Source organism: Marinagarivorans cellulosilyticus (genome assembly GCF_021655555.1).
Classification (GTDB): domain Bacteria; phylum Pseudomonadota; class Gammaproteobacteria; order Pseudomonadales; family Cellvibrionaceae; genus Marinagarivorans; species Marinagarivorans cellulosilyticus.
This window is the reverse complement of record NZ_AP023086.1, coordinates 2,555,924-2,578,426: the sequence shown is the minus strand read 5'-3', so window position 1 is coordinate 2,578,426 and position 22,503 is coordinate 2,555,924. Positions and strand designations below refer to the sequence as shown.

The 22,503-nt window shown below is 46.6% G+C and carries 15 protein-coding genes; 6 read left to right on the top strand and 9 right to left on the bottom strand.

Features of this window, described 5'->3' with window-relative positions:
• Positions 1-80 precede the first annotated feature (80 nt).
• The 4 genes from MARGE09_RS10435 to MARGE09_RS10420 all read right to left on the bottom strand — a co-directional run bounded on the left by MARGE09_RS10435 (position 81) and on the right by MARGE09_RS10420 (position 2,772).
• Positions 81-536, bottom strand: coding sequence for an NfeD family protein (locus MARGE09_RS10435; protein ID WP_476703464.1), 456 nt, complete (start codon positions 534-536; stop codon positions 81-83).
• The gene (locus MARGE09_RS10430; RefSeq protein WP_236987271.1) at positions 533-1,477 is read right to left on the bottom strand and encodes an SPFH domain-containing protein; all 945 of its coding nucleotides are present in this window, start codon (positions 1,475-1,477) and stop codon (positions 533-535) included. Before MARGE09_RS10430 ends, MARGE09_RS10435 begins: the two co-directional genes overlap by 4 nt.
• A gap of 107 nt (positions 1,478-1,584) precedes the next feature.
• Positions 1,585-1,926: a hypothetical protein gene (locus MARGE09_RS10425; RefSeq protein ID WP_236987270.1), complete on the bottom strand. Its 342-nt coding sequence runs from the start codon at positions 1,924-1,926 to the stop codon at positions 1,585-1,587.
• Positions 1,927-1,974: 48 nt separating this feature from the next.
• Positions 1,975-2,772, bottom strand: coding sequence for a glycosyl hydrolase family 18 protein (locus MARGE09_RS10420; protein ID WP_236987269.1), 798 nt, complete (start codon positions 2,770-2,772; stop codon positions 1,975-1,977).
• Positions 2,773-3,052: 280 nt separating this feature from the next.
• Here MARGE09_RS10420 and MARGE09_RS10415 point away from each other — a divergent pair, with 280 nt between their 5' ends.
• The 3 genes from MARGE09_RS10415 (at position 3,053) to MARGE09_RS10405 (ending at position 8,612) form a co-directional block, all read left to right on the top strand.
• Entirely contained in the window at positions 3,053-4,882 is a 1,830-nt protein-coding gene (locus tag MARGE09_RS10415; RefSeq protein ID WP_236987268.1) for an alkaline phosphatase PhoX, read from the top strand.
• A gap of 108 nt (positions 4,883-4,990) precedes the next feature.
• A complete protein-coding gene (locus MARGE09_RS10410) occupies positions 4,991-6,655 on the top strand; it encodes a hypothetical protein (protein ID WP_236987267.1) in 1,665 nt (554 codons plus the stop codon).
• A gap of 157 nt (positions 6,656-6,812) precedes the next feature.
• Positions 6,813-8,612, top strand: a complete 1,800-nt coding sequence (locus MARGE09_RS10405; RefSeq protein ID WP_236987266.1) for an endo-1,4-beta-xylanase — start codon at positions 6,813-6,815, stop codon at positions 8,610-8,612.
• A gap of 144 nt (positions 8,613-8,756) precedes the next feature.
• Here MARGE09_RS10405 and MARGE09_RS10400 read toward each other — a convergent pair whose 3' ends face one another.
• Entirely contained in the window at positions 8,757-9,908 is a 1,152-nt protein-coding gene (locus tag MARGE09_RS10400) for an endo-1,4-beta-xylanase (protein ID WP_236987265.1), read from the bottom strand.
• 213 nt (positions 9,909-10,121) lie between these two features.
• Positions 10,122-13,619 (bottom strand): DNA polymerase III subunit alpha, encoded by a 3,498-nt coding sequence (gene dnaE, locus MARGE09_RS10395; protein WP_236987264.1) that lies wholly within the window; start codon positions 13,617-13,619, stop codon positions 10,122-10,124.
• Between the two features lie 375 nt (positions 13,620-13,994).
• On the opposite strand from dnaE, the gene MARGE09_RS10390 reads away from it, so the two are divergent.
• A complete protein-coding gene (locus MARGE09_RS10390) occupies positions 13,995-14,363 on the top strand; it encodes a hypothetical protein (protein WP_236987263.1) in 369 nt (122 codons plus the stop codon).
• Here MARGE09_RS10390 and MARGE09_RS10385 read toward each other — a convergent pair.
• Together MARGE09_RS10385 and MARGE09_RS10380 are read right to left on the bottom strand one after the other, a co-directional pair.
• Entirely contained in the window at positions 14,360-15,013 is a 654-nt protein-coding gene (locus MARGE09_RS10385; protein WP_236987262.1) for an EF-hand domain-containing protein, read from the bottom strand. The two genes, MARGE09_RS10390 and MARGE09_RS10385, sit on opposite strands and share 4 nt — an antisense overlap.
• 180 nt (positions 15,014-15,193) lie before the next feature.
• A complete protein-coding gene (locus tag MARGE09_RS10380) occupies positions 15,194-16,210 on the bottom strand; it encodes an aspartate carbamoyltransferase (protein WP_236987261.1) in 1,017 nt (338 codons plus the stop codon).
• A 304-nt stretch (positions 16,211-16,514) separates the two neighbouring features.
• Between MARGE09_RS10380 and MARGE09_RS10375 the strand changes: the two genes are divergently transcribed.
• Positions 16,515-17,408, top strand: a complete 894-nt coding sequence (locus MARGE09_RS10375) for a DUF2971 domain-containing protein (RefSeq protein ID WP_236987260.1) — start codon at positions 16,515-16,517, stop codon at positions 17,406-17,408.
• Between the two features lie 14 nt (positions 17,409-17,422).
• Here MARGE09_RS10375 and MARGE09_RS10370 read toward each other — a convergent pair whose 3' ends face one another.
• Positions 17,423-18,496: a LacI family DNA-binding transcriptional regulator gene (locus MARGE09_RS10370; protein WP_236987259.1), complete on the bottom strand. Its 1,074-nt coding sequence runs from the start codon at positions 18,494-18,496 to the stop codon at positions 17,423-17,425.
• Positions 18,497-19,087: 591 nt separating this feature from the next.
• Here MARGE09_RS10370 and MARGE09_RS10365 point away from each other — a divergent pair.
• A complete protein-coding gene (locus tag MARGE09_RS10365) occupies positions 19,088-22,501 on the top strand; it encodes a response regulator (protein WP_236987258.1) in 3,414 nt (1,137 codons plus the stop codon).
• The last annotated feature ends 2 nt before the right edge of the window (positions 22,502-22,503 follow it).

Genomic DNA, 22,503 nt, shown 5'->3' with positions numbered 1-22,503 from the left:
TCTTTGCTCTCACAAAAAAATTACTATTTTTAGAGGTGCCTCAAAGCAACCTATATTAACCTGTAAAAACTAAAGAAGACTCAAACAGCCTTCACCCATAGCACACCAACTTCAGCCTTAATAACCTCGACTTCGCATCCTGCCGCTATTTCGATATCACTTTTTAACTTCCACTGTATACCAGAATAGGTGTAAAGCGCAGAGCCGCTTTTATTGACCGTTTCCGATGTCACGAAAATGTGCCCTTCAAAATCACTTTTTACACGCTTATCATCGGTATGGCTTTGCATGCGTAATAGAGGGCGCCATAAAACACCCGCAAGTACTGTAGTTAAAATAGCATTTGCTAGGAGAATCACAGGCCAAGTTGCCGGCATTAGCCCTACCCAACAAATGGCACCGGTAATAATCAGCGAAAGACCTAAGAAAAATAATATAAAGGTCGCAAACCCCAATACGGCCACCTCGATGGCCAGTATGATAATACCGGCCGTAATCATTAGCTGGGGAATGTAATGCGCCAGCGATTCCATCACGCCTTTCCTCCTGCATTTAAGGCATTAATAATACTGGTCGCTTGCGCCACAAGCGCCGAAGCTTCAGTACTGCCATCGGGTAGTAATACCACGCTCGATTCTTTTGCAATGGCACGCTTGGCTTCAATAGCTTTGGTCGCCAAATCAAGCTGTACGGCTTTCTGCCCTTCGTCTGTTGCTGCTGCATCACCAACGACTTTAAGCGCTTGTGCTTGCGCATCGGCGACAGCTTTAATGGCTTCGGCTTCACCTTGAGCGGCAAAAACCTGCTCGGTACGTTCCGCTTCAGCCGCTAACACACGGGATTGCTTTTCACCTTCGGCGATATTAATCGCTGCCTGTCGCTCACCTTCTGATTCCAAAATTTTAGCGCGTCGTTCTCGCTCCGCGCGCATTTGTGATTCCATTGCATCCATAATTGATGCAGGTGGAACAATATCTTTAATTTCGTAACGCAGCACGGCAACGCCCCAGGTTTCTGCTGCAGAATTGATTGCCGATACAATTTGAGCATTCAGCGCATCGCGGTCTTCAAAGGTTTTATCCAGCTCGATTTTACCCAGCTCCGAGCGCATGGTCGTTTGGGCTAACTGGGTTACCGCAAAGGTATAGTCTTCTACGCCGTAGGTGGCTTTATAAGGGTCAAGCACACGAAAATACAACACGCCATCTACCGTCAACGAAATATTATCTTTGGTAATAGCCGCCTGGCTTGGAATATCGTAGGCCTGCTCTTTCAGTGAGCGATCGGCGGCGATCTTATCAATAAAAGGGAAAATAAAATTAAGCCCAGCTTCTTTGGTGGATTGATACTTACCAAAGCGCTCTACAATCCAAGCACGATTTTGTGGCACAAATTTAATCGATGATTTAAGAACAACAATAATGAAAACAAAAAAGGCAAATTGAAACGTTAAAACATAATCAAGAATAATATTCATAACTCAATCCTTAGTGATGGAGGCACCCATTAGTAAAGTGCTGCACCGATATTACATGTAACACAATAGAAAATGCAAGCACATCGCGTACAGCTGGCAGAGGACTACTAGCTTTGGCACCCTACGGCTTGTAGCCTTTGATGTACGCGCCGCAACAAGCTGGTTTGCGGATCTAGGCTGTCGCCTGTTAACTCAAAGACCATAGCGCCAGCGTAATCGCCTTGCTGTATTAACTGAGCTTTTTTAGCAATAAGTGAAGGCGTTTCAAAATAAAGGTCTTGATCACGTCCGCGCTTAAGTACATCACTTTTACCATTAGCTTGCGATAACCGCTTAAGGGCATCTCTAAAAATGCACTTTTTCCGCGATAGCGGCGTCAGCTCCGTCCTCGAGTCCTCATTTACACCACGTAAACTGCGGCTCTCCTGGCGGTGCTTCCTTGCTCTCACACAAAAATTACTATTTTTAGAGGTGCCCTTAAGAATATCGCGAAATGGTTAGTGCTTAATCGCTTTATTACCACTCTCATGAAACTCAATACCGTAAGTTGGTAGCCCTACAAGTAGCTTTTCGGGATTAAAGCCTTGTGAACGTGTAAAAGCTAACGCACGTTTAAAGGTGGAAAAATCAGCATGATGGCCCACGGGGGATTCTGGCCAAGCACCGGTAAAGTCGTAAGCCATAACATTGATATAATCCACATATTGCTCGATCTCCGGTAAATACTGCTGCCCGACCCAATCACCTACAAAAATATCTACGGTCAGTAATTTATCGGCAGGCAGATCCGTGCGTAATGCCTTGAGTAAATTCACTAAACGGCGGCTTTCATCTGGGTCGTTGCCGCCCTTGCCCAACACATTTTGATAAGTCCAATATTCCCAATCAATATCCACGCCGGCTAAGTCGTAACGCTGTACATATTCAACAACCCTACGAACAAATATTTGCTGGGTTTGCGCGCTTTTTGTTAACGCTAAAAAACCTTTTCCCGCTTCGCCGCTACCACCAATAGAGATAATGATTTTTTTATTATTTTTTTTAGCTGCCGCGAGCAATGCCGGTAATACGCTATCGGCATCCTGAGTGTTTAGCGTACCGTCGGCCAAAGGGTAAATCGCAACAACTCCAAGGTGGGTAAAATAATCCCAGCGAATATCCTCAATGGAAAAGTCTACAATCGGCCACGTTGGGTAAGCCGCAATGATGGGTTTACACCTCAAAGTATCGTTATCGCAACCTGCAAACAACATCATTAAGGCCATGAAAAAAAACTTTCTGTTTAGTTTTAGCATGCGTCCATTTTCCTTTTTTCTTAACACTAAAGGGCATCTCTAACGTTTTTCAAGAGCTTTTAGCGTATGCAGTATATGCTCGAATTTTAGTCATCACATTAGTGTCGTCTGAATGCCACAAAACTATCACCTAATTGCCCCAAAACAGTCAGCCATTTGTCACAGGCAGCCTCTAGCCTGCAGCACCACAAGTTTGAGTTGGCGCCAAATGCTAACGACTGGCTTGCACAATTCCATATGGGAAGTGATTTTCAGACATCCATTAGTTAGGTGATACATTATGAAACGCAAAACGCTCAGCGTACTTATTGCTGCTATGTCAGCAGTGGCTTTAGGTCTTACCGGTTGCAGTGACGGCGATGACGGTACACAAGGCAAAACCGGCGAGCAAGGAGCCGCAGGTACAAACGGGGCAGCAGGCACCGACGGCGCGACAGGAGAACAGGGCGAACCCGGCGTTACCGGAGCCAGCCTTATACGCTTAGCTAGCGCGCCTTTGGGTGCCGAGTTTACAGGCATGTACCTAAACAGCGATGGTACGTTCTTTTTAAACGTGCAACACCCTAACTCGGCAAACGATACCCTCGATAGCGATGGGATGGCTTTTGCCAAAGGTACCGTAGGTGTTGTTGTTGGCGCCGACTTTAATAATTTAGGCCAAGTAGCTGAACTGCCCGCCCCTATTCTTGAAAGCGAAAAAGAAGTGGTGAACACCGCAGTAGGTCGTTACCAGGTTTTAACTCAGCAAGATGTCGCCCTAGCTGATAATAAAACCATGGGTGATATTATTGCTTCAAACGGCACAACATTGCTTAAGAATTCTAACGACCCCGATTTTAACGGTGTAATTCCTGATGGCGACACAGGCTTTTATGTTTTTACCAACTGGGAAGATCGGCCAGGCGGCATGAGCCGAATTCATGTTGATGATTTAAATTCTTCTGGTTATCAATCCGTTACTCAAGAAGGCATGTTAGATTTTTCTAGCGTTAAGGGGACTTGGGTTAACTGCTTTGGCAGCGTAAGCCCTTGGAACACACCACTTACAGCAGAAGAACTCTATTTTGATAATACCGCCGACTGGTTTGATACCGACAATGGCAACGCCGTATCGGTAACGAGCTACCTTGGTCTGCCAGTCGATGGCTCTGGCGCATGGGCTAACCCGTACGATTACGGCTACATAGTAGAAATCGGCACTAACGATACCGCCACGGCTGCCAATGTTGCGAATATCGAAATGGAAAAACGCTTTGTTATGGGCCGCTTTTCGCACGAAAACCCCGTGGTAATGCCCGACAATAAAACCGTATTTTTAAGTGACGATGGCGGCGGTGTTGTTTTCTTTAAATTTGTTGCTGATACCGCAGGTGATTTAAGCGCTGGTACTTTATATGCGGCTAAAGTCACGCAAACCAGTGGCGTAACAGACCCTGCCGAAGCCGCGTTTGCGATTGAGTGGGTAGAGCTCGGGCACGGTAGCGATGCCGAACTCCTCACTATTGTGCGGTCTTACGATGGCACAATAGCTGAAGCAAAATATATTACTGATGCCAATATCAACGCTTGGGCTGAAGCTAAAACCCAAACCGATTTAGATACCGACGGCACTATTGCCACAAGTCCATTTAGCGACGATCGCCCAGCCTTTTTAGAATCGCGTAAAGCGGCTGTTGCCTTAGGCGCAACCGGTGAATTTAATAAAATGGAAGGCGTGAATATCAACTTCGATCTCGCAAGCGCTTGGTGGAATAACGGCGCAGCAGATGGCGCGCAAGCTTATATGTATATGGCCATGTCTTCCTTTACTGGCGCTATGGCTGACGATGTTGGCAGCATTCAACTCGATGGTACTCACGGTAGCTGCGGCTTGGTGTACAGAATGAAGTTGGTTAAAGATAGCGATGGCAATGTTGATGCGACGCATATGATCCCAGCGATTGTTGGCGGCCCCTACTATCCAGACCGCACCGCTAACCGCTGCAATATTAATAACATTTCTAACCCCGACAACCTCGTCATTTTAAACGACGGTCGTGTATTAATTGGTGAAGATACCGGAAATCACCAAAATAATATGGTTTGGGTATTTGACGACCCCGCTATTTAATGAGTAATTGCTGAAGCCTACGCTTCACTAATTAATGTACGTAAAAAGGTGGTTTCGGCCACCTTTTTTTATAACCAACTTTATGTTTGTAATACCAACGGTACCACAATGAAAACGCTTTTTATCCTTAGCGCCTGCTTACTTTTTTCTGCCTGCAATAGTGATTCCTCATTAAACGAAAAAAAAGATAATGCCACTGCGGCGAATGCATTATTAAGCAATACTAAAACCAGCGATATTCGCCCCAAAACCCGCACAACCACATACAACCCTGAAGCCGTTATTCCGCCCCAGTGCTATACAAAACACGAAGCCAACTACAACCCATGTATTACGTGCCATCAAAGCTATCCCTTTCTCTCGCGCCCTAACGCGATGAATGATTTGGGCCTGCAGATGGAATACGCCTTTTCAGATCCTGGGCTTACAAATCACTGGAAAAACTTATTTGAAGATCGTCGCGAACGCATTAGCCAAATCGGTGATAACGAAATCCTTAATTACATCAATACCGATAACTATTCACCACTCATTCGCCAACTAAAAGATATGGCCGACTGGCAAGGCCCTATTCCAGAACTTAACAACTTAGCTTTAGGTAAAGAGGCTTTCGATAATTTAGGTTTTGCGAAAGATGGTAGCCACTGGGTAGCATTTAACTACAAACCACTGCCCAGTACCTTTTGGCCAACTAATGGTTCTACAGACGACGTAATGATTCGCTTACCTCAAGCCTTTAGAGCATCCGCCTGCACCGATACAAACAACCGTGACGATAATGCTTATTCACAAGACGCCTATTTAGCGAACCTTGCTATTTTAGAAATGGCGATTAAAGATTTAAGCACTATATCTACCCCGCCTATTAACGAAAAATTGCTGTGCCAGGACCTCAACCAAAACGGAATTTTAGAAGAGCGCATTACAGAAATACCCCAGCAAGTCACTTATGCCGGCGGCGCGAATCACACCCCCGTAAACATTATGCTGTACCCGCAAGGCACGGAATTTTTACACACTGTGCGTTATGTGGGCGTAGATAACAATGGCAACATTACCGTACCGGCGCGCATGAAAGAGCTGCGCTATATGCGTAAACACCAGTTTTTATCAGCAGCCAGTTTGTTATCCGCATACGGTAACGAGCAACAAGAAAAAACAGAGGGCCGACTGCCAAAATATGATTACCGCGAAGATAGAGGTATTAGCAATAATTTTGGCTGGACACTAATGGGGTTTATCGAAGCCAAAGATGGACACTTACGCATACAAGACAGCGAAGAAACACTTTTTTGCATGGGCTGCCACAGCACTATCGGTACAACTATTGACCAAACATTTGCTTTTGCCCGCAAAATTACAGGTGCAAACGGCTGGGGTTACATCGATTTAAAAGGCATGGTTGATGCGCCAACAATGGGCAGCAAGCAAGGTGAAATTGCTCATTACCTAGCTACTGTGGGCGGCGGTAATGAATTTCGCCAAAACAGCGAAATGACCGAGAAATGGTTTAATGCCGATGGCACGCTACGCAAAAACGCCGTCGAAAACGCCGATGTTTACACACTCATTACCCCATCACCGGCGCGTGCATTGAGCTTGAATAAAGCGTACCTAACCATCGTGCATGATCAAGACTACATTTATGGCCGCGATGCCAACATCACACCCGCAATCAATGTGCATCGCGCCATAACGAGCGATACCCCCGTGCTCGACCCAAGTAAAGTACACACTTGGGACATGCGCCTTGACTGGAGTGGCGAAAAATAATCAAACCTAGGGCAATTAAAGTACTCATCAGTCATGAATACTCTTTTTTATTATGTTTCGTCTGGTAACTCCAGTAGGCACAACTACACTTAGCTGTGATTTTTAAGCTATGCGCAGGCTTAACAGCCGCGCATTCTATCCCTCACTGGAGACACCTATGCTTTCACTGATAAACACATCCTCTAGAAACAAAGGTAAAAGCCTTATCGCTATTGCGACCTTAAGCTTAGCGCTGGGTGGTTGCAAAGATGATGAAGACGATGACGCTGCCAGCAGCTCAAGTATTGCTAGCTCTGAAATGGCCATAAGTTCCGAAGCGGCTTCTAGCTCTGAGATGACCATGAGTTCCGAAGAGGCCTCGAGCTCTGAGATGACCATGAGTTCTGAAGCGGCCTCTAGCTCCGAAATGGCCATGAGTTCTGAAGCGGCCTCTAGTTCTGAAATGGCCATGAGTTCTGAAGCGACCTCTAGTTCTGAGATGGCCACCGCATGCGCCGCTGTCACAGATAATTTAGCGGTTAACGGCGGCGCTGAAGACGGCTTAACTCCTTGGGGGGCACAAGGCGCCACAGCGGAGCAAAGCGACGCAGAGGCTCATTGCGGCTCATTTAGCATTCTTGTTAGCGGTCGTACCGATTCTTGGAACGCACCTTTAATTAATCTAAGCAACTTTGCTACAGGCGAAACTTACTCTTTCGAAGTGTGGGTCAAAATGGCCGCGGGTGAAGGCACCGAAACCGTTAGCCTTACCGTTAACTATACCGATGACGACGGCAATGCAAATTACACCGGCATCACCAGCGAAAGCGTAACAGCCGACGACTGGGTCAAACTGAGCGGCTCTTACACTCACACCCCCACAGGCACTTCAACAGGTGTTTATGCCTATATCGAGTCTGCGAGCGAAACCGCTTCTTATTATGTTGATGACATGGTGATTTTAGGGGCAGCAGGCGACGACTCCATTGTTTACCCAGAACCCGACGCGACCGCCACTGGTGGGCTAGCCGCCGGTGCAACCAAATTCTTGGGTAACATTATTGCCAGCTCTATTCCAACCAGTTTTGGCAGTTACTGGAATCAAGTAACACCTGAAAACTCTGGCAAGTGGGATGCCGTTGAAGGCAGCCGCGACTTTATGAACTGGGGCAACTTAGACCGCGCCTACGCCTACGCCAAAGTTAATGGCATGCCATTTAAAGGCCATACCTTTGTCTGGGGCAGCCAAGAGCCTAGCTGGATTGGCAGCCTAACCGAAGCTGAGCAATTAGCCGAAGTAGAAGAATGGATTCAAGCCTATTGCGAGCGCTACGATGCACCAGCAGAAAATGGCTTTAAGCATATGATCGACGTTGTGAACGAACCCACCAATGCGCCCGCATCTTATCGCGATGCCATAGGCGGTGCCGGCACTACAGGCTGGGATTGGGTCATTTGGAGCTACGAAAAAGCCAGGCAATACTGCCCCAATGCCACTTTGTTAATTAATGATTACAACATTATTAACGATGCTGTAAATGGCTCTAATACTAACTCTACCGACTACGAAACCATTATTGGCTTACTTAACGACCGCGACTTAATTGATGGGGTTGGCTTCCAAACACATGCCTTTAGTATTAATGGCGTGGATTCTTGGAATAGTGTCACTGCCGCACAAATAGATGCCGAACTCGACCGCTTTGCCGTATTTAATATTCCGCTGTATATTTCTGAGCTGGATATTGACGATGAAGGCATGGACCAGTGCGCGCGCTACAAAGCACTCTTCCCAACGATGTGGGAACACCCAAGCATCCAGGGCGTAACATTGTGGGGCTATATCGAAGGTCAAACATGGCGCAACACCGAACGCTCTGGCATTGTGACCGCAGAAGGTACAGAGAAAGCCGCGATTATATGGCTGCGCGAATACCTTGACGGTAACGGTTCAGCCGAGTGCGGTAGCGATACCTAATTAGCCAAGGCTAATCCTTAAATGGGCCGCCATAGCGCAGCGGCCTTTTAAACCTAAAACCACCGCCTAGCCGGTGGTTTTTTTATGGGCATAAAAAAAGGCTTTGGGGTAATCCCCCAAAGCCTTTTGGTTACTTTTTAGTGATTATTCAGATTCTATTATTGCTTCTTTCACACCGTAAAAAGCTGGCTTTTCTTTAAGGTTTCCATCCCACAACAAGGGCCAATCGGGTTGCGATGGTTTTTCTACTGGCCCGTACCAACTGTCAGTATCAGACACACCCCAAATCGTAATACCACCACGCAGTTTAGCTGGCACCACCTCATAGTAAGCTTTAACAATTTCCTTGTAGCGCGCTTTTTGTTTCTCAAGGCCTGGGCAATTGTTGCAAGTTTCGTAGTCGTTATCGGGATTACCATCGTAGCGATTATTCACACGCACATCTAATTCGGTAATCTTAATTTTAAGATTATGGTTTAAATCAAGAATGCGACGCCACGACGCTTTAATATTATCGAGCGATGGGTAATCTGATATCACATGCATCTGAAAACCGACGCCATCAATCGGTACGCCCTGCTTAACCAAACCATCAATTAAATTAACCAAGGAATCAGTTTTTGGGCCGCCATCTTCAGTATTAAAATCGTTGTAATACAAGTCGGCATTGGGCTCGGCTTTATCGGCCGCTTTAAACGCTTGGGCAATATAATCTGGGCCTAAAGCGCGATAAAAAACTGACTTTCGATACTTCACCCCCCCGTTTACGTCGCCACCTTTACCGTTAGGGCCGTTGTCGCCATCATCGTATTTATCGTAAAGGGCTTCATTTACCACATCCCAACTCGCCATGATGCCTGTTGATGCATTTTTTCCTGCCACACCAGCAACGTGCCGAGTAAAGTCAGTAAGGAAATTAGGGTTATCGTCATATGCCCAGCTTGGTAGCTGGTACGAGCGATGCCATACCAACACATGACCATGCATCTTAAGGTTGTTAGCAACAGCAAAGGCCGTTAGCTCGTCAACCCTAGGGTTGGAGAAATCCTTGCTATCCCAGTATTTCATTTTCATTGTGTTTTCGACGGACATTTGGTCAAAGTGCGTCGTTACAATAGCGCGGCGAACGGCGCTATTTAAGGTATCACGCGCTTTACCTTCGATATTCACCGCAATACCAATAGGCATATCGGCTAAATCGGCCAGGCCTTTTTCTGCTGGTGTTTTCGATTCGCTCGAAGAGAACGCTGAGCAACCGGCTAGTAACGCCGATAGCAGGCATATTTGAGACTTCATAAAAGCAACCGTTGGTTATACCAATGTACGAGGTAAAAAATTCACAAGCCAATACGCAACAAAATATCAGCCACCCCATTGATTGTAGTCACGATTTAAGAGTTGAAGCGTTGATAATGGGTAGAATATTCACGCGAACAAGTGATTGCGACATGATGAATACCCCAATGCGGTGCGCAGGAGCGATCGCACACCGCAATAAGCTGCTCAAAATTAACGGTAAACAACCTCTACCGCTTGTGAGCCAAAGCTGCTGCGCAAGCTTTGCAGTAAATCATCGGCGGCACGTACTCGCCACTCTTGGCCTAGTGCCAACTGTGCGGTGGCATAATCGGTATTCAAACTCACCATAACGGGGCACTGGCCACCCGAGAAGGCCGTTAAACTTTGCTTTAGTTGCTTCACGGTATCTACCGATAATTCATTGTTATCTAGGCGTAAACGTAAGCCTGCCACCCTTGCCTCGCGCGCTTGATCAAAGCCTTTAATGGTATCGGCACGCATTTTAAGGCCACCACTGTAATCATCGTTACTGACCTGCCCTTCAACAACCAGCAGAGCATCTTTCACAATAATTTCACGGTGATCATTATAGGTGTCGGCAAAGATAGCTAAATCAATTCGGCCGGTCCGATCATCAAGGGTAATAAAGGCCATGGTATCGCCGCGCTTGGTCTTCATTACCCGAAACGCCACCACCATGCCCGCAATCGTTTGTTTATTTTTATCGGGTACTAAACTAGAAATACGCGACGACACTAAGTGCTTTAGCTCTGCGTCATATTCATCAATAGGGTGCCCGGTTAAATACAGGCCCAAGGTTTCTTTTTCGCCATTTAAGCGCTCTTTAATTGACTGGCGCCTTATGTGGCGAAAATCTTGGTATACATCAGCGCGATTATCGGATTCGGGCACCACAGAACCAAACAAGTCGACCATACCTGCACTGGCGTTTTTGGCGCTTTGCTCGGCGGTTTTAACGGCTTCGGCAATGGCCGCCCACAATACTGCGCGGTCGTAATCGTAATCTACACCGGGGCCAATATTATCCATAGCCCCAGAGCGCACCAACGCCTCCAAGGCGCGCTTATTTACTTTGCGTGCATCAACGCGATCACAAAAATCGAAGAGATCTTTAAACGGCCCAGCCTTTCTTGCCTCAATAATGGCTTCAACCGGTCCTTCACCTAAGCCTTTAATAGCCCCTAAGCCATAAATAATATTGTCGTCATCATCCACTGTAAAATGAAAGTCGCCATTATTAACATCTGGCGGCAACAGGTTAATTCCCATGTTGCGCACCTCTTCAATAAAGGTAACGACTTTGTCGGTTTTATCCATATCCGACGACATGGTCGCCGCCATAAATTGCGAGGGGTAATGCGCCTTTAACCAAGCAGTTTGATAACTGACTAAAGCGTAAGCCGCCGAGTGCGATTTGTTAAAACCATAACCGGCAAACTTTTCCACCAAGTCAAAAATTTTGATCGCAAGGTCTGGATCTATGCCGTTATCTTTGGCACCGTCTTGGAAGGTAGAACGCTGCTTAGCCATTTCTTCAGGCTTTTTCTTACCCATTGCACGGCGCAGCATATCGGCGCCACCGAGCGAATAACCCGCCAGCACCTGTGCAATTTGCATCACCTGTTCCTGATAAACAATTACGCCATAGGTAGGCTCAAGAATAGGCTTAAGGCTTTCGTGCTGGTATTTTGCATCTGGGTAAGCAACTGGCGCACGACCGTGCTTACGGTTAATGAAGTCATCAACCATGCCCGATTGCAAAGGCCCCGGCCGGAAAAGTGCAACCAAGGCAATAATTTCTTCGAGGTTTTCAGGCTGCAAGCGTTTGATAAGGTCTTTCATACCACGCGATTCCAGCTGGAATACGGCGGTGGTTTCGGCCCGCTTAAGTAGCTTAAAGGTGGGCTCGTCTTGAAGATCGATAGCACTGATATCTAATAGCGGTTCGCCTTTGGCGATTAACCGCTGGTCGATCATTTTTTTGGCCCAGTCGATGATTGTCAGCGTGCGCAAGCCCAAGAAGTCAAACTTCACAAGGCCGGCATCTTCCACATCGTTTTTATCGTATTGCGTCACCAGCCCTGCGCCAGTTTCATCGCAATATAACGGGGCAAAGTCCACCAGTTTTGTCGGTGCAATCACAACTCCACCGGCGTGTTTACCGACGTTTCGGGTAACGCCTTCGAGCTGCAAGGCCATATCCCAAATTTCTTGGGCTTCCTCGTCAATGGCTAAAAATTCTCGCAACGGCTCTTCTTGCTCAAACGCTTTGTTTAGCGTTGTACCAGGATCGGCAGGAATCATCTTCGAAAGCTTATCGGCAAGGCCATAAGACTTACCCTGCGCGCGCGCCACATCGCGCACCACAGCCTTTGCCGCCATGGTACCAAAGGTAATAATTTGGCTTACGGCATCGCGGCCATAGTTATCGGCTACGTAACCGATCACCTTGTCGCGGTTATCCATGCAAAAATCGACATCGAAATCCGGCATCGATACCCGCTCGGGGTTCAAAAATCGCTCAAAGAGCAAATCGTATTCGAGCGGATCAAGATCGGTAATATCTAACACATAGGCCACTAATGAGCCCGCACCCGAGCCACGGCCAGGCCCAACGGGGATATCGTGCTCTTTCGCCCAGCGAATAAAGTCCATTACGATAAGAAAGTAACCTGGGAACCCCATCTGAATAATAATATCCAGCTCGAAATTGAGACGCTCATCATAAGGAATACGCTTTTGCGGGAAGTCTGGCAAGCTAACATCCATTAGCTTGCTCAAGCGGTTATCCAGGCCTTTAACGCACAACTCTCTAAAGAACTCAGCTTCAGTCATGCCCTCTGGGATGGGGTATTCTGGCAAGAAGTATTTGCCCAATTGAATATCCAGCGTACAACGCTTGGCTATTTCGACTGTATTTTCGATGGCTTCTGGAATGTCGCTAAATAGCTCGACCATTTCTTCGGGGCTACGCAGATATTGCTGAGGGCAATAGCGTTTTTCTCTGCGTGGATCGTCCAGAGCCCGCCCTTCGCCAATACACACCCTCGCTTCGTGAACGTCGAACTGATCAGCCGTTAAAAAGCGCACATCATTTGTCGCCACTACCGGCACTTGTAACTCACCCGCTAACGCAACCGCCGCATGCAAATAGAACTCTTCGTTGGGGCGGCCTGTGCGTTGTAACTCTAAGTAGAACCGGTCAGGGAATGTTTTTTGCCACCAAGCACACATTTCACGCGCTTGGGCGGTGCGATCGGCCACCAAAGCCATGCCAACTTCGCCATCGCGCCCACCGGATAACGCGATAACATCGCCGCTGCACTCCTCTACCCACTCACGGCGTACGAGCGCTTGGCCACCATACTGGCCTTTTTGGTATGCCCGCGAGATCAGCTCTAAAATGTTTTTATAGCCTTGGTTATTCATCGCAAAAAGCGTAAATAGCGTGGGCGGCGTTTCGTCATCAATACGCAATAAAAAGTCGCAGCCACCCAAGGGCTTCACCCCTGCGCCCTGCGCCGCTTTATAAAATTTAACCAAACCGAAATAGTTGGTTAAATCACTAATGCCGCAGGCCGGCATGTTCATATCCACTACCGTTTTTATCAGCGGCTTAATGCGAACGATGCTATCAACCAAAGAAAATTCAGTGCGTACTCGAAGGTGAACAAAAGGGGCTGTCATAGATGTGCATATATACAATTACTGTGGCTTGGCATTGTAACGGCATAAACCCGCAAGCGACATAAAAGAAGCCAGCCTTGGCACGATCAAGTTATAGGCCGCGAGTACTGGGGTAATGTATTAACTACAAGAGCATCAACAGAAAAGCGGTAGCACAAAATATTAAACAATCAAGTTTTTTGCGATTAGAGGTGGATTTAATACCAAACAAGTGGAACAATCGGTCTTAATGGCACGAAAAACAACCAGCGAGTGCAGCGCCGCAAGCTGAGTACGCTCTTGGTAAGAGTCGTTACACCTGTTTACTTGCCGATTAAGCAAAGGATTGTTGATGCCCCAGCCTTGTGCTCACAACAATCTATGGCCCATACAACTATGCAATTCACCAAACCCATGATCGAGCTAGTCTATGAGATTCGCAGACTAGTACCATCAGACATGAAGCCCGCCATAAAGCTTGCCAACCCTGAGCTTTTCTCCGATTTACAACACCACTACCACCACGGCGCTAACGCTGTGAATAAAGCACTGATCAAAGAACTGTTTCATCTAGCCGGTGCGCCATGGCCCGCCAGGCTAGAAAACCCAGCGGCGCCGGTAAGCAGCCAAACAATTAAGGTGTACCGCGGGCAGGTTCAAGCAGAAGACCGCCCCTTAGTCGGCGACAAACACTCCACTCAAAAAGACGCACAAGAGAAGCAACGTAAAAAACGTATTTATCGCGGCCGTGTTATCGAGTATTAATGCGCGCTGGAGCGCACACACAACCACAAAAAGCACTTAGGTGCAGGGCTTGTAGCAACTTGCGTTGAAGTGGCGCTAGTATCGCTATTGATTTCATCCGAAGTAATTTTGCCATTACCGTCTAAATCAAATGCTCCAAAAGAGCCATAGTATTCAATGTACTCTTCATCGGTCAGTATGCCATCAGCATTGGCATCTAACTTGGTGAAGCGAGCGCGCACAATAAGCGCACGTTTTTTCGCATCCAATAAAGCATATTCATCAATGCTCACTCGGCCATCGCCGTTGTCATCCATGTAACTGAACATTTTTTCACGCTTCTGGCTGATTTCATCCACCGAAATAATACTATCGCCATTAGTATCGTATTTTGCCATTAGCCACTGCTGCGTTTGTTTTGCTACTAGGTCGCGCTCGTCAGCAGAAGATGCCGTGCTCCAAGCCATAACAAGTATAAGCGACACTAATACACAGAATTTAAACAGCAAAGCTAAACCACGTTGACGCTGTGCAGCCCTAGGCAACGGCATGCTCCACTCTGGCGATAGGGTATCCCGCGAAAGCGCTGTAACGGCTAGCGAACTGCGCACTGGGGTTAATAGAAGAAGAGACTTTAATGTGTAACGAAAAGAAGAACGCAAAGGAGACATCAGCACAACCCACCACAATGAACTACCATTCGATTGTAATGGGTTACGGCAATGAAAACACAAACAAAATCATACTTTTTGCTTAAATGTAAATAAAACTGTCACTTAAGTATTAAAAAGGGCGTACTTTACCACTCTGGCTCTGCGTCAATTGAACTATAAGCCGCTTAATACAAGGCCTTATAGCAATGAGCGCCGATGATACCAACCCACAGGCTTCGCATGCTTTTCAACATCGTTTTCGACGCCGAGAATCAGTGCAAACAATGCCATCCTAACCAGCACGCCATTATCGGCTTGCCTAAAAATCGCTAAATTAGGGTTTTGATTCAGGTCATTATCTAATTCATTAGCATCGGCGCGTGAATCCCGCGGCAATGGATGCATAATGACGGTATTAGGTTCGCAATACTGAGTGTAAATGGCCTGATTTAAACGAAAGCGCCCACGGTACATATCGGCTTCGGCTTTGCTACTGAAGCGCTCTTCTTGAATACGCGTTGAATAAACAATATCCACATCGCGAATGCCGTCGGATAAGTCAGATGAAATGGTCACTCGGTGGCCAGCTTGGCGCAGATGCTCTACGTATTTTTCTGGCATTGCGAGTTCATCCGGCGATACCAGCACAACCTGAACACCTTTAAATAAAGCTAACATGCGGCACAATGAGTGCACCGTTCGGCCATGCTTCAAATCGCCAATCATGGCAATACGCAAGCTATCGAGCGAACGCCCCTTATCTTCCAGCTCTTTGCGAATGGTGTATAGATCCAACAATGCTTGACTTGGATGCTCGTTAGCGCCGTCACCGCCATTAATCACCGGCACGCGACTCGCTTCGGCAAACTCAGCCACCGAGCCAGGCTCTGGATGGCGCATACAAATCACATCACTGTAACCAGACAGCACCCGCGCGGTATCGTACAACGACTCCCCTTTTGCAATGGCCGAGCTTTGAAACCCTGTAGTCTCGCGCACATTGCCGCCCAGCAAGTTAAAGGCGCAACCAAAGCTTACCCGCGTACGGGTACTCGGCTCAAAAAACATGTTGCCCAAAATAGCGCCTTCAAGCACTCGCGTTACCTTGGCCCGCGAAGCATAGGGCACCATAGAATCGGCAACACCAAAAACATGCTCAATATCGCACCGCTCAAACTGATCAACCGATAAAACATGAGAACCTAAAAACTGCATGGCAAACCCCTTAATAGAACAGTAATAGCGAAGATGCTGAGCGCAAACTCGGCGTATTTTAGCTGCGGCATTGTCTAGCGCAAGTGGAAACATAGAATTTCGAGCGCAGCCTCGACCTGGTTACAGCCAAGAATTACTTATAGACTCGCCCCAAACGCTGACGCTAACGACACAATCAACGAGCAGGCGTATTAAGTAACGGCTGTTTTCACAAGAAAGCAGCAAAAAGCAAACACGATTGCGCAACAGCAACTACCCTTAAGATGGACACCAACACATTGACGCACTAATAACGAGACTGACAGTGACCGCCGAGCGCCCCAAACAACTTATTAAATACGTCAGCGCTGACGCAGGCCTCGCCATACTTCGCTCACAAAGCCTGCTATGGAGTAGCCCTAATTTATATTCATCGCCCTTTGAGATGAATGGCAAATGCGCTATCCCCTTCAGTAGCCAAGAACTTCTTGAAGCAACCGTTAAGCTTTCGACGACGCTTATCTTTAATGATGATAGGCCTCAGGGGGATACACCATTGATGACTGCCATTAACCGGTGGCGCGATGAAGAGCGTTTTAACTCCCCGCAGGAAGCTGAATCCGTACTCAAAGATTTACTGAGCCGAATGGTTGCACAAAAAGAAGAGCAGCTACACGCGTCTTTACAAAAATGGCAGATGTTTGTTGAATCTGTGCGCACTTGCTGCTTTTGTGCCTCAAGCGACCTGCCGCAAGCGTGGGAAAAGTTTGCCGATAACCATCGCGGCATCGCAATTGGTATTGCACCAGATACCGACAACGGGTTAGAGCAGGTTCAACCCGTTATTTATACAAACGAGCGCCCACAGCTCACAACCCTAAAAGAGCAAATTAACCAACTGCTGTATAACTTAGCGGTAAACCCAAACCAGCGGTTCCCAAAAAACTTATTATCAAAACCCAGCTTTTTATCGGAAGAGCGCGAATGGCGAGCGCTTGTGCCAAGGAACGGAAGCTTCAGAAAAACAGACCATCCCAACCGAGACGAAAGGATGCTAACCCCAGGCAGTATTCGCGCAGTTTATCTTGGCATCGATTGTGACGAAAGCACCCGCCAATCAGTAAAAAAAGCGTGTGCAGACATGAAGAAACAACCCAAATTAATTCAGCTTAATATTGCCAAGAATCATTTCAAATTCGACGCGACACCCGTTGTGTAAAATTTGGACCTGCTTTAAACCCCTTCTTCTGTTTTCGAGCCGGCCACCGCCTCTAGTTTAGCTTGCCAGCCCTCGGTTGAATTGCGATAAATAACCTCGCATGCGATATTTTGAGGGTAATCGGTGTTATCTATTTTTTCGATTTTATCAATGAGCTTATTCGCGGCAATTTCCGCCATACGACGATTGGGTTGTTTTACGGATGTTAACCCAGGCCACGATTGTTTTGCTAAAGGCGAGTCATCATAACCGGCAACAGCAAGCGCTTGAGGCACGGCAATATTAAGTTCGTGAGCAACAGACAATACCCCCGCAGCCATATCGTCATTACTGCAAAAAATTGCTGTCGGTCTAACTGGGCGCTGCAATAACGTTTTAGCAGCAACCACCCCAGAACTAAATTCATAAGTTCCTGCAACCACATATTGTTCATCAACAGGTAAACCGTGACTGAGCAACGCTCGCTTATACCCTTCATAGCGCGTGATTGTCGAAAGGCACTCGGGGTTGCCGCGAACAAAGGCAATCGTTTTATGGCCTTGCTGTATTAAATGCGTTGTGAGTTCATACGACGCTTGCTCGTCGTCACACAAAACCTCAGAAAAGCCGTCGTATTCTTCGCGCGGCGTAATGCGAATATAAGGCTTACCCAACCGCTTTAACAACGACGTTAGTGGTGACATACATACCAATGGCGGAACCAGCACAAAACCATCAATGTTCATATAACGCGCTTTATGCTCTACCAACGCCAATATTTGTTCAGGAGAACCCTCGCAAGGTTGCATCAGTAAAGAATAATTGCGCATAGAAAAGTGATCTAACATGCCACCTTGCAATTGGTGTAAATAATAAGCGCCAACATCAAAATACAACATTGCCACTAAATAAGAACGCTTAGAAGCCAAACTACGGGCAGACAAATTGGGGTAATAATTTAGCTCTGCCATTGCCTTTTGAACCCGCTCGCGAGTTTCAGGGCGAACATTTAACTCATTATTAATTACTCGAGATACTGTTTTTTTAGACACCCCAGCATGGCTGGCAACATCATTAATGGTCGCCTTAGCAGACTCAAATTCCGTCATAAATGTCAAACCCCTAATAATACCGATATCGTTTTAATATTTTTTGTTCTAATGGGCGGCTAGTACAAGCCACAACTCCACGCCTAAAGAAAGCCCGGGGAGTCACGTATTGTTCCCAGCGCAAGGCCACGTAGCAGCCGGCCATTCTAATCAGTCGCGCTTCAAGTCAAATAAATAAAGTGGATCTTTGCGATCTACTCGTAATTATTTCAGCAATATTCGTGACCATATTCACAGCGGTGAAATTTACCTCCTTGAATGACACCCTTGTCAGTGATTCGGGTAATTCCACTTCTCGAAAGTCAATAAGGTCGCTTAAATAACAACACTACAAATGACGCCATAACGCAAAAACAAAACACCCACCAAATGCCCAGCAGAGCACAACACAACTAATACGCCAATCTTTTGGCACGCACTGAGAAAAAGTCGAATAGAAATTAACTTTCAAACATAAACTCACCTTCGTTTATGGTGAAAATAGCTATAGTTAAAGAAGGAATTAGCGAAGCGAAGAGTCTGCTGCAGGATACTTACCGAGCCTGCATGCACTTACACGTATCGAGCAATGGCAGGGGTCAGCATCTTGTAATGTCGCGTTTAATCAACCGGTCGGCACCCATTATTAATCAGCCCATACTCCCACTTTTAGTGGGCATGGTCGCGTGCACCCTCAGCTTATTGCTTTACAGTTTAGTGTCCGAGCAAAGCAGTAAAGAGCAAGAAAAGTTACTTAATTATTATGCTCAGGGCCTCAGTAACGACATCTACAAAGATTTGCACCAACGCGCGCGCGCACTACAACGCCTAACTTACCGGTGGCCCATTCACAATGGTTTAAGCCAAGAAGAGTTTGAAGCTGATGCTTTAAATATGGTCAACGACGAACCGGGCTATCACGCAATTGAATGGGTCGATTCCAACTTAGTAGTTCGCTGGGCAGTACCTTTAGAAGGCAACCGTTCGATTTTAGGCCTTAACCTTTCAGAAGAACCCGAGCGCAAAGCCTCGCTGGAAAAAGCCTACAAACACGCCATCACAACAATGACGCCCCCTATCGCTTTAGCTCAAGGCGGTACTGGTGTATTGATGTACTTCCCGATTTTGACTAACAATGATTTTGAAGGTTTTATTGTTGCCGTTTTTAAAACACAAACGTGGCTGCAGTCTGTTATTGAAGAATCCATAGAAGAGCTTCAACTCAAAAAATTCAACATCCATATATCGCTGGCTAACCAAAGTATTTATGGCGATGAGGCAGCAATTAACGAAGGGCTAACCGCCAAGACAAGTCGCCACATTTACAACCACGAACTTATTATTGCGCTATCAACCCAAACCCAAAGCATAGATGCCAGCGCTAACCGAATGCCAATTATGCTGCTCGCCACAGGGCTGGTGTTTTCACTCCTTCTCGCCGGTATCGCCTACCTATTGCAACGCACCTCGCTACATGTCGTGCGCATAAAGAAATCTAAATCTGAATTGCAAAAAGAAAAACAGCGACTCGCGAGCATCATCCAAGGCATTAATGCCGGCACATGGGAGTGGAACTTACAAACCGGCGAAGCCATTGTTAACGAAACTTGGGCGCAGCTTATTGGCTACACATTAGAAGAGCTTCAACCCATAACCATTAAAACGTGGGAAGATCTAATCCACCCAGAAGACTACCCCATTTCGTCCGAAAAGCTCGTCGCGCATATTAGTGGCCAAACACCACTTTACGACGTTGAAATTCGCATGCGCCACAAAAATGGAGATTGGGTATGGATACAAGATACCGGACAAGTCATCACCCGCTCCAAAGATGGCCGAGCACTAATGATGTACGGCACCCATACCGATATTACCGCCAGTAAAAAAACAGCCTACGAGCTGTTGATGACCAACCAAGAATTGCAAAAAACATTAACAAAGGCCAATACCATGGCCACCGAAGCAGCTATAGCCAATAAAGCCAAAAGCGAGTTTCTTGCCAGTATGAGCCACGAAATTCGCACCCCAATGAATGGCATCATAGGTATGCTTAGCTTACTTATGCGCGAGCAGCTTAACCAAAAACAAGACCATTTTGCGACCTTAGCGCTAAATAGTGCAAAATCGTTATTAACGCTGATTAATGACATTCTCGATTTCTCGAAAATTGAAGCGGGAAAAATGGAGTTAGAATCCATTAGCTTTGATATTCACAAATTCTTTGCAGAAACAACAGCGCCCTTAGCATTGCGCGCACAAGAAAAAGGGCTTGAATTAGTCGTAGACTACAGCAGCATCCCAAGCTGCAAGGTCATTGGGGACCCAGGCCGCCTTCGCCAAGTTATTATTAACCTAGTCGGCAATGCTATTAAATTTACCGAAACAGGCTTCATTAAAATTTGCCCAATTCTAACCCTAGAGGGCGATACCGCCGAGCTTAAATGCAGTGTTATCGATACCGGTATTGGCATACCGAACAATAAGCTTTCATCACTCTTTGAAAGCTTTACCCAAGTGGATACCAGCACTACCCGCAAATATGGCGGTACAGGGCTGGGCTTGGCAATATGCCTTAAGTTATGCCACTTAATGAGCGGTAGAATTGTTGTTTCAAGTGAAATAGACCAAGGCTCTAACTTCACCTTTTATGCTCAATTAAAAAGTAGCGAAGAAAAAGTACAAGGGCTTCCGTGGTTAGACCTAAGCGCTCACAATATTCTAGTCGTCGATGGCTGCGCACCACAGCGCAAACAAATTATCTCTATCCTTCATAGCTGGCGCGCAAAAACGTACGAAGCTGAAAATAGCGAATCAGCTTTAAAAATTCTTAATGCGCAGCGCGGCTCTATTGATTTCGCCATCATTAACAATCAACTGCCCTACAACACCGGCACCCAACTTAGCCTGCAAATAGCCCAAATGCCAGACCACCAAAAGCAATTAAGGATATTGCTGACCGGGCAAGGCGACCGCGCCACACATCAAGATTTCGCCAACCTTGGTTTTCATGCGAGCTTAACCAAACCTATATCACCATCAGACTTATTTAATACCCTGATGCAATTATTGACCGGCAACAATAGCAACGAAGGTTTGATTGCCATCAGCAATAAAAAAACCAGCGAAAGCAGCAGCCGCATTACAGAGCAAACTTGCCGCGTGCTTTTAGTCGAAGATAATCCCATTAACCAAGAGGTGGCTCAGGGCTTACTGCAAGATTTAGGCTTAACCGTTACCTTAGCGAATAATGGCAACGAAGCTATACGCGCACTGGCGACGGCACCGGCAGATATTCCACCATTTGAAGCTATTTTAATGGACTGCCAAATGCCTGTAATGGACGGTTACGAAGCCACGCGCCAAATCAGAGACAACGCGGCAGGTAAAAAATATCAAAATGTTCCCATTATTGCCATGACAGCAAACGCCATGACCGGCGATAGGGAAAAATGCTTACAATCAGGGATGAATGATTACATTAGTAAACCTATAGACCCAGACACCCTAGAGGAAGTATTACGAGCCAACCTCAATCTTGAGGCAGTTTCAGCGCCACAAGCACTACCTTCACAAGCGCAGCCCTCACAAGCAGCCGAGCTACAAAGCAGTGCTTCAGAAAATTTACCCGAACCGCCAACACCCCAAGCACCGAGTACCGAGGAAAAAGCAGAGACCAGTAGTGAAGAAGAACCCGTTTGGGATAAAGAAGCCATATTAAAGCGAGTAAAACACCGTAACGATCGCCTAATGCAGCTCATTACAATGTTTATGGAAGACATGCCGCAAAAAATTGCAGAGGTTAAAGAAGCCGTAGCCAAAGAAAATTTCGAAGAAGCCAAAGCTTTCACGCACAATATTAAAGGCGTATCGGCGAATTTAGGCGGCGTGCAATTACAAAAAAAATGTGCTGAATTTGAAGGTTATTTGATGGCTAATGACAAAGTCGCCATTGAAGGATTTTTACCCGTTTTACTGGAAACTTTCGATGCGTTTACCGCAGCACTCGAAAGCCACGAAGCCGGCTAAGC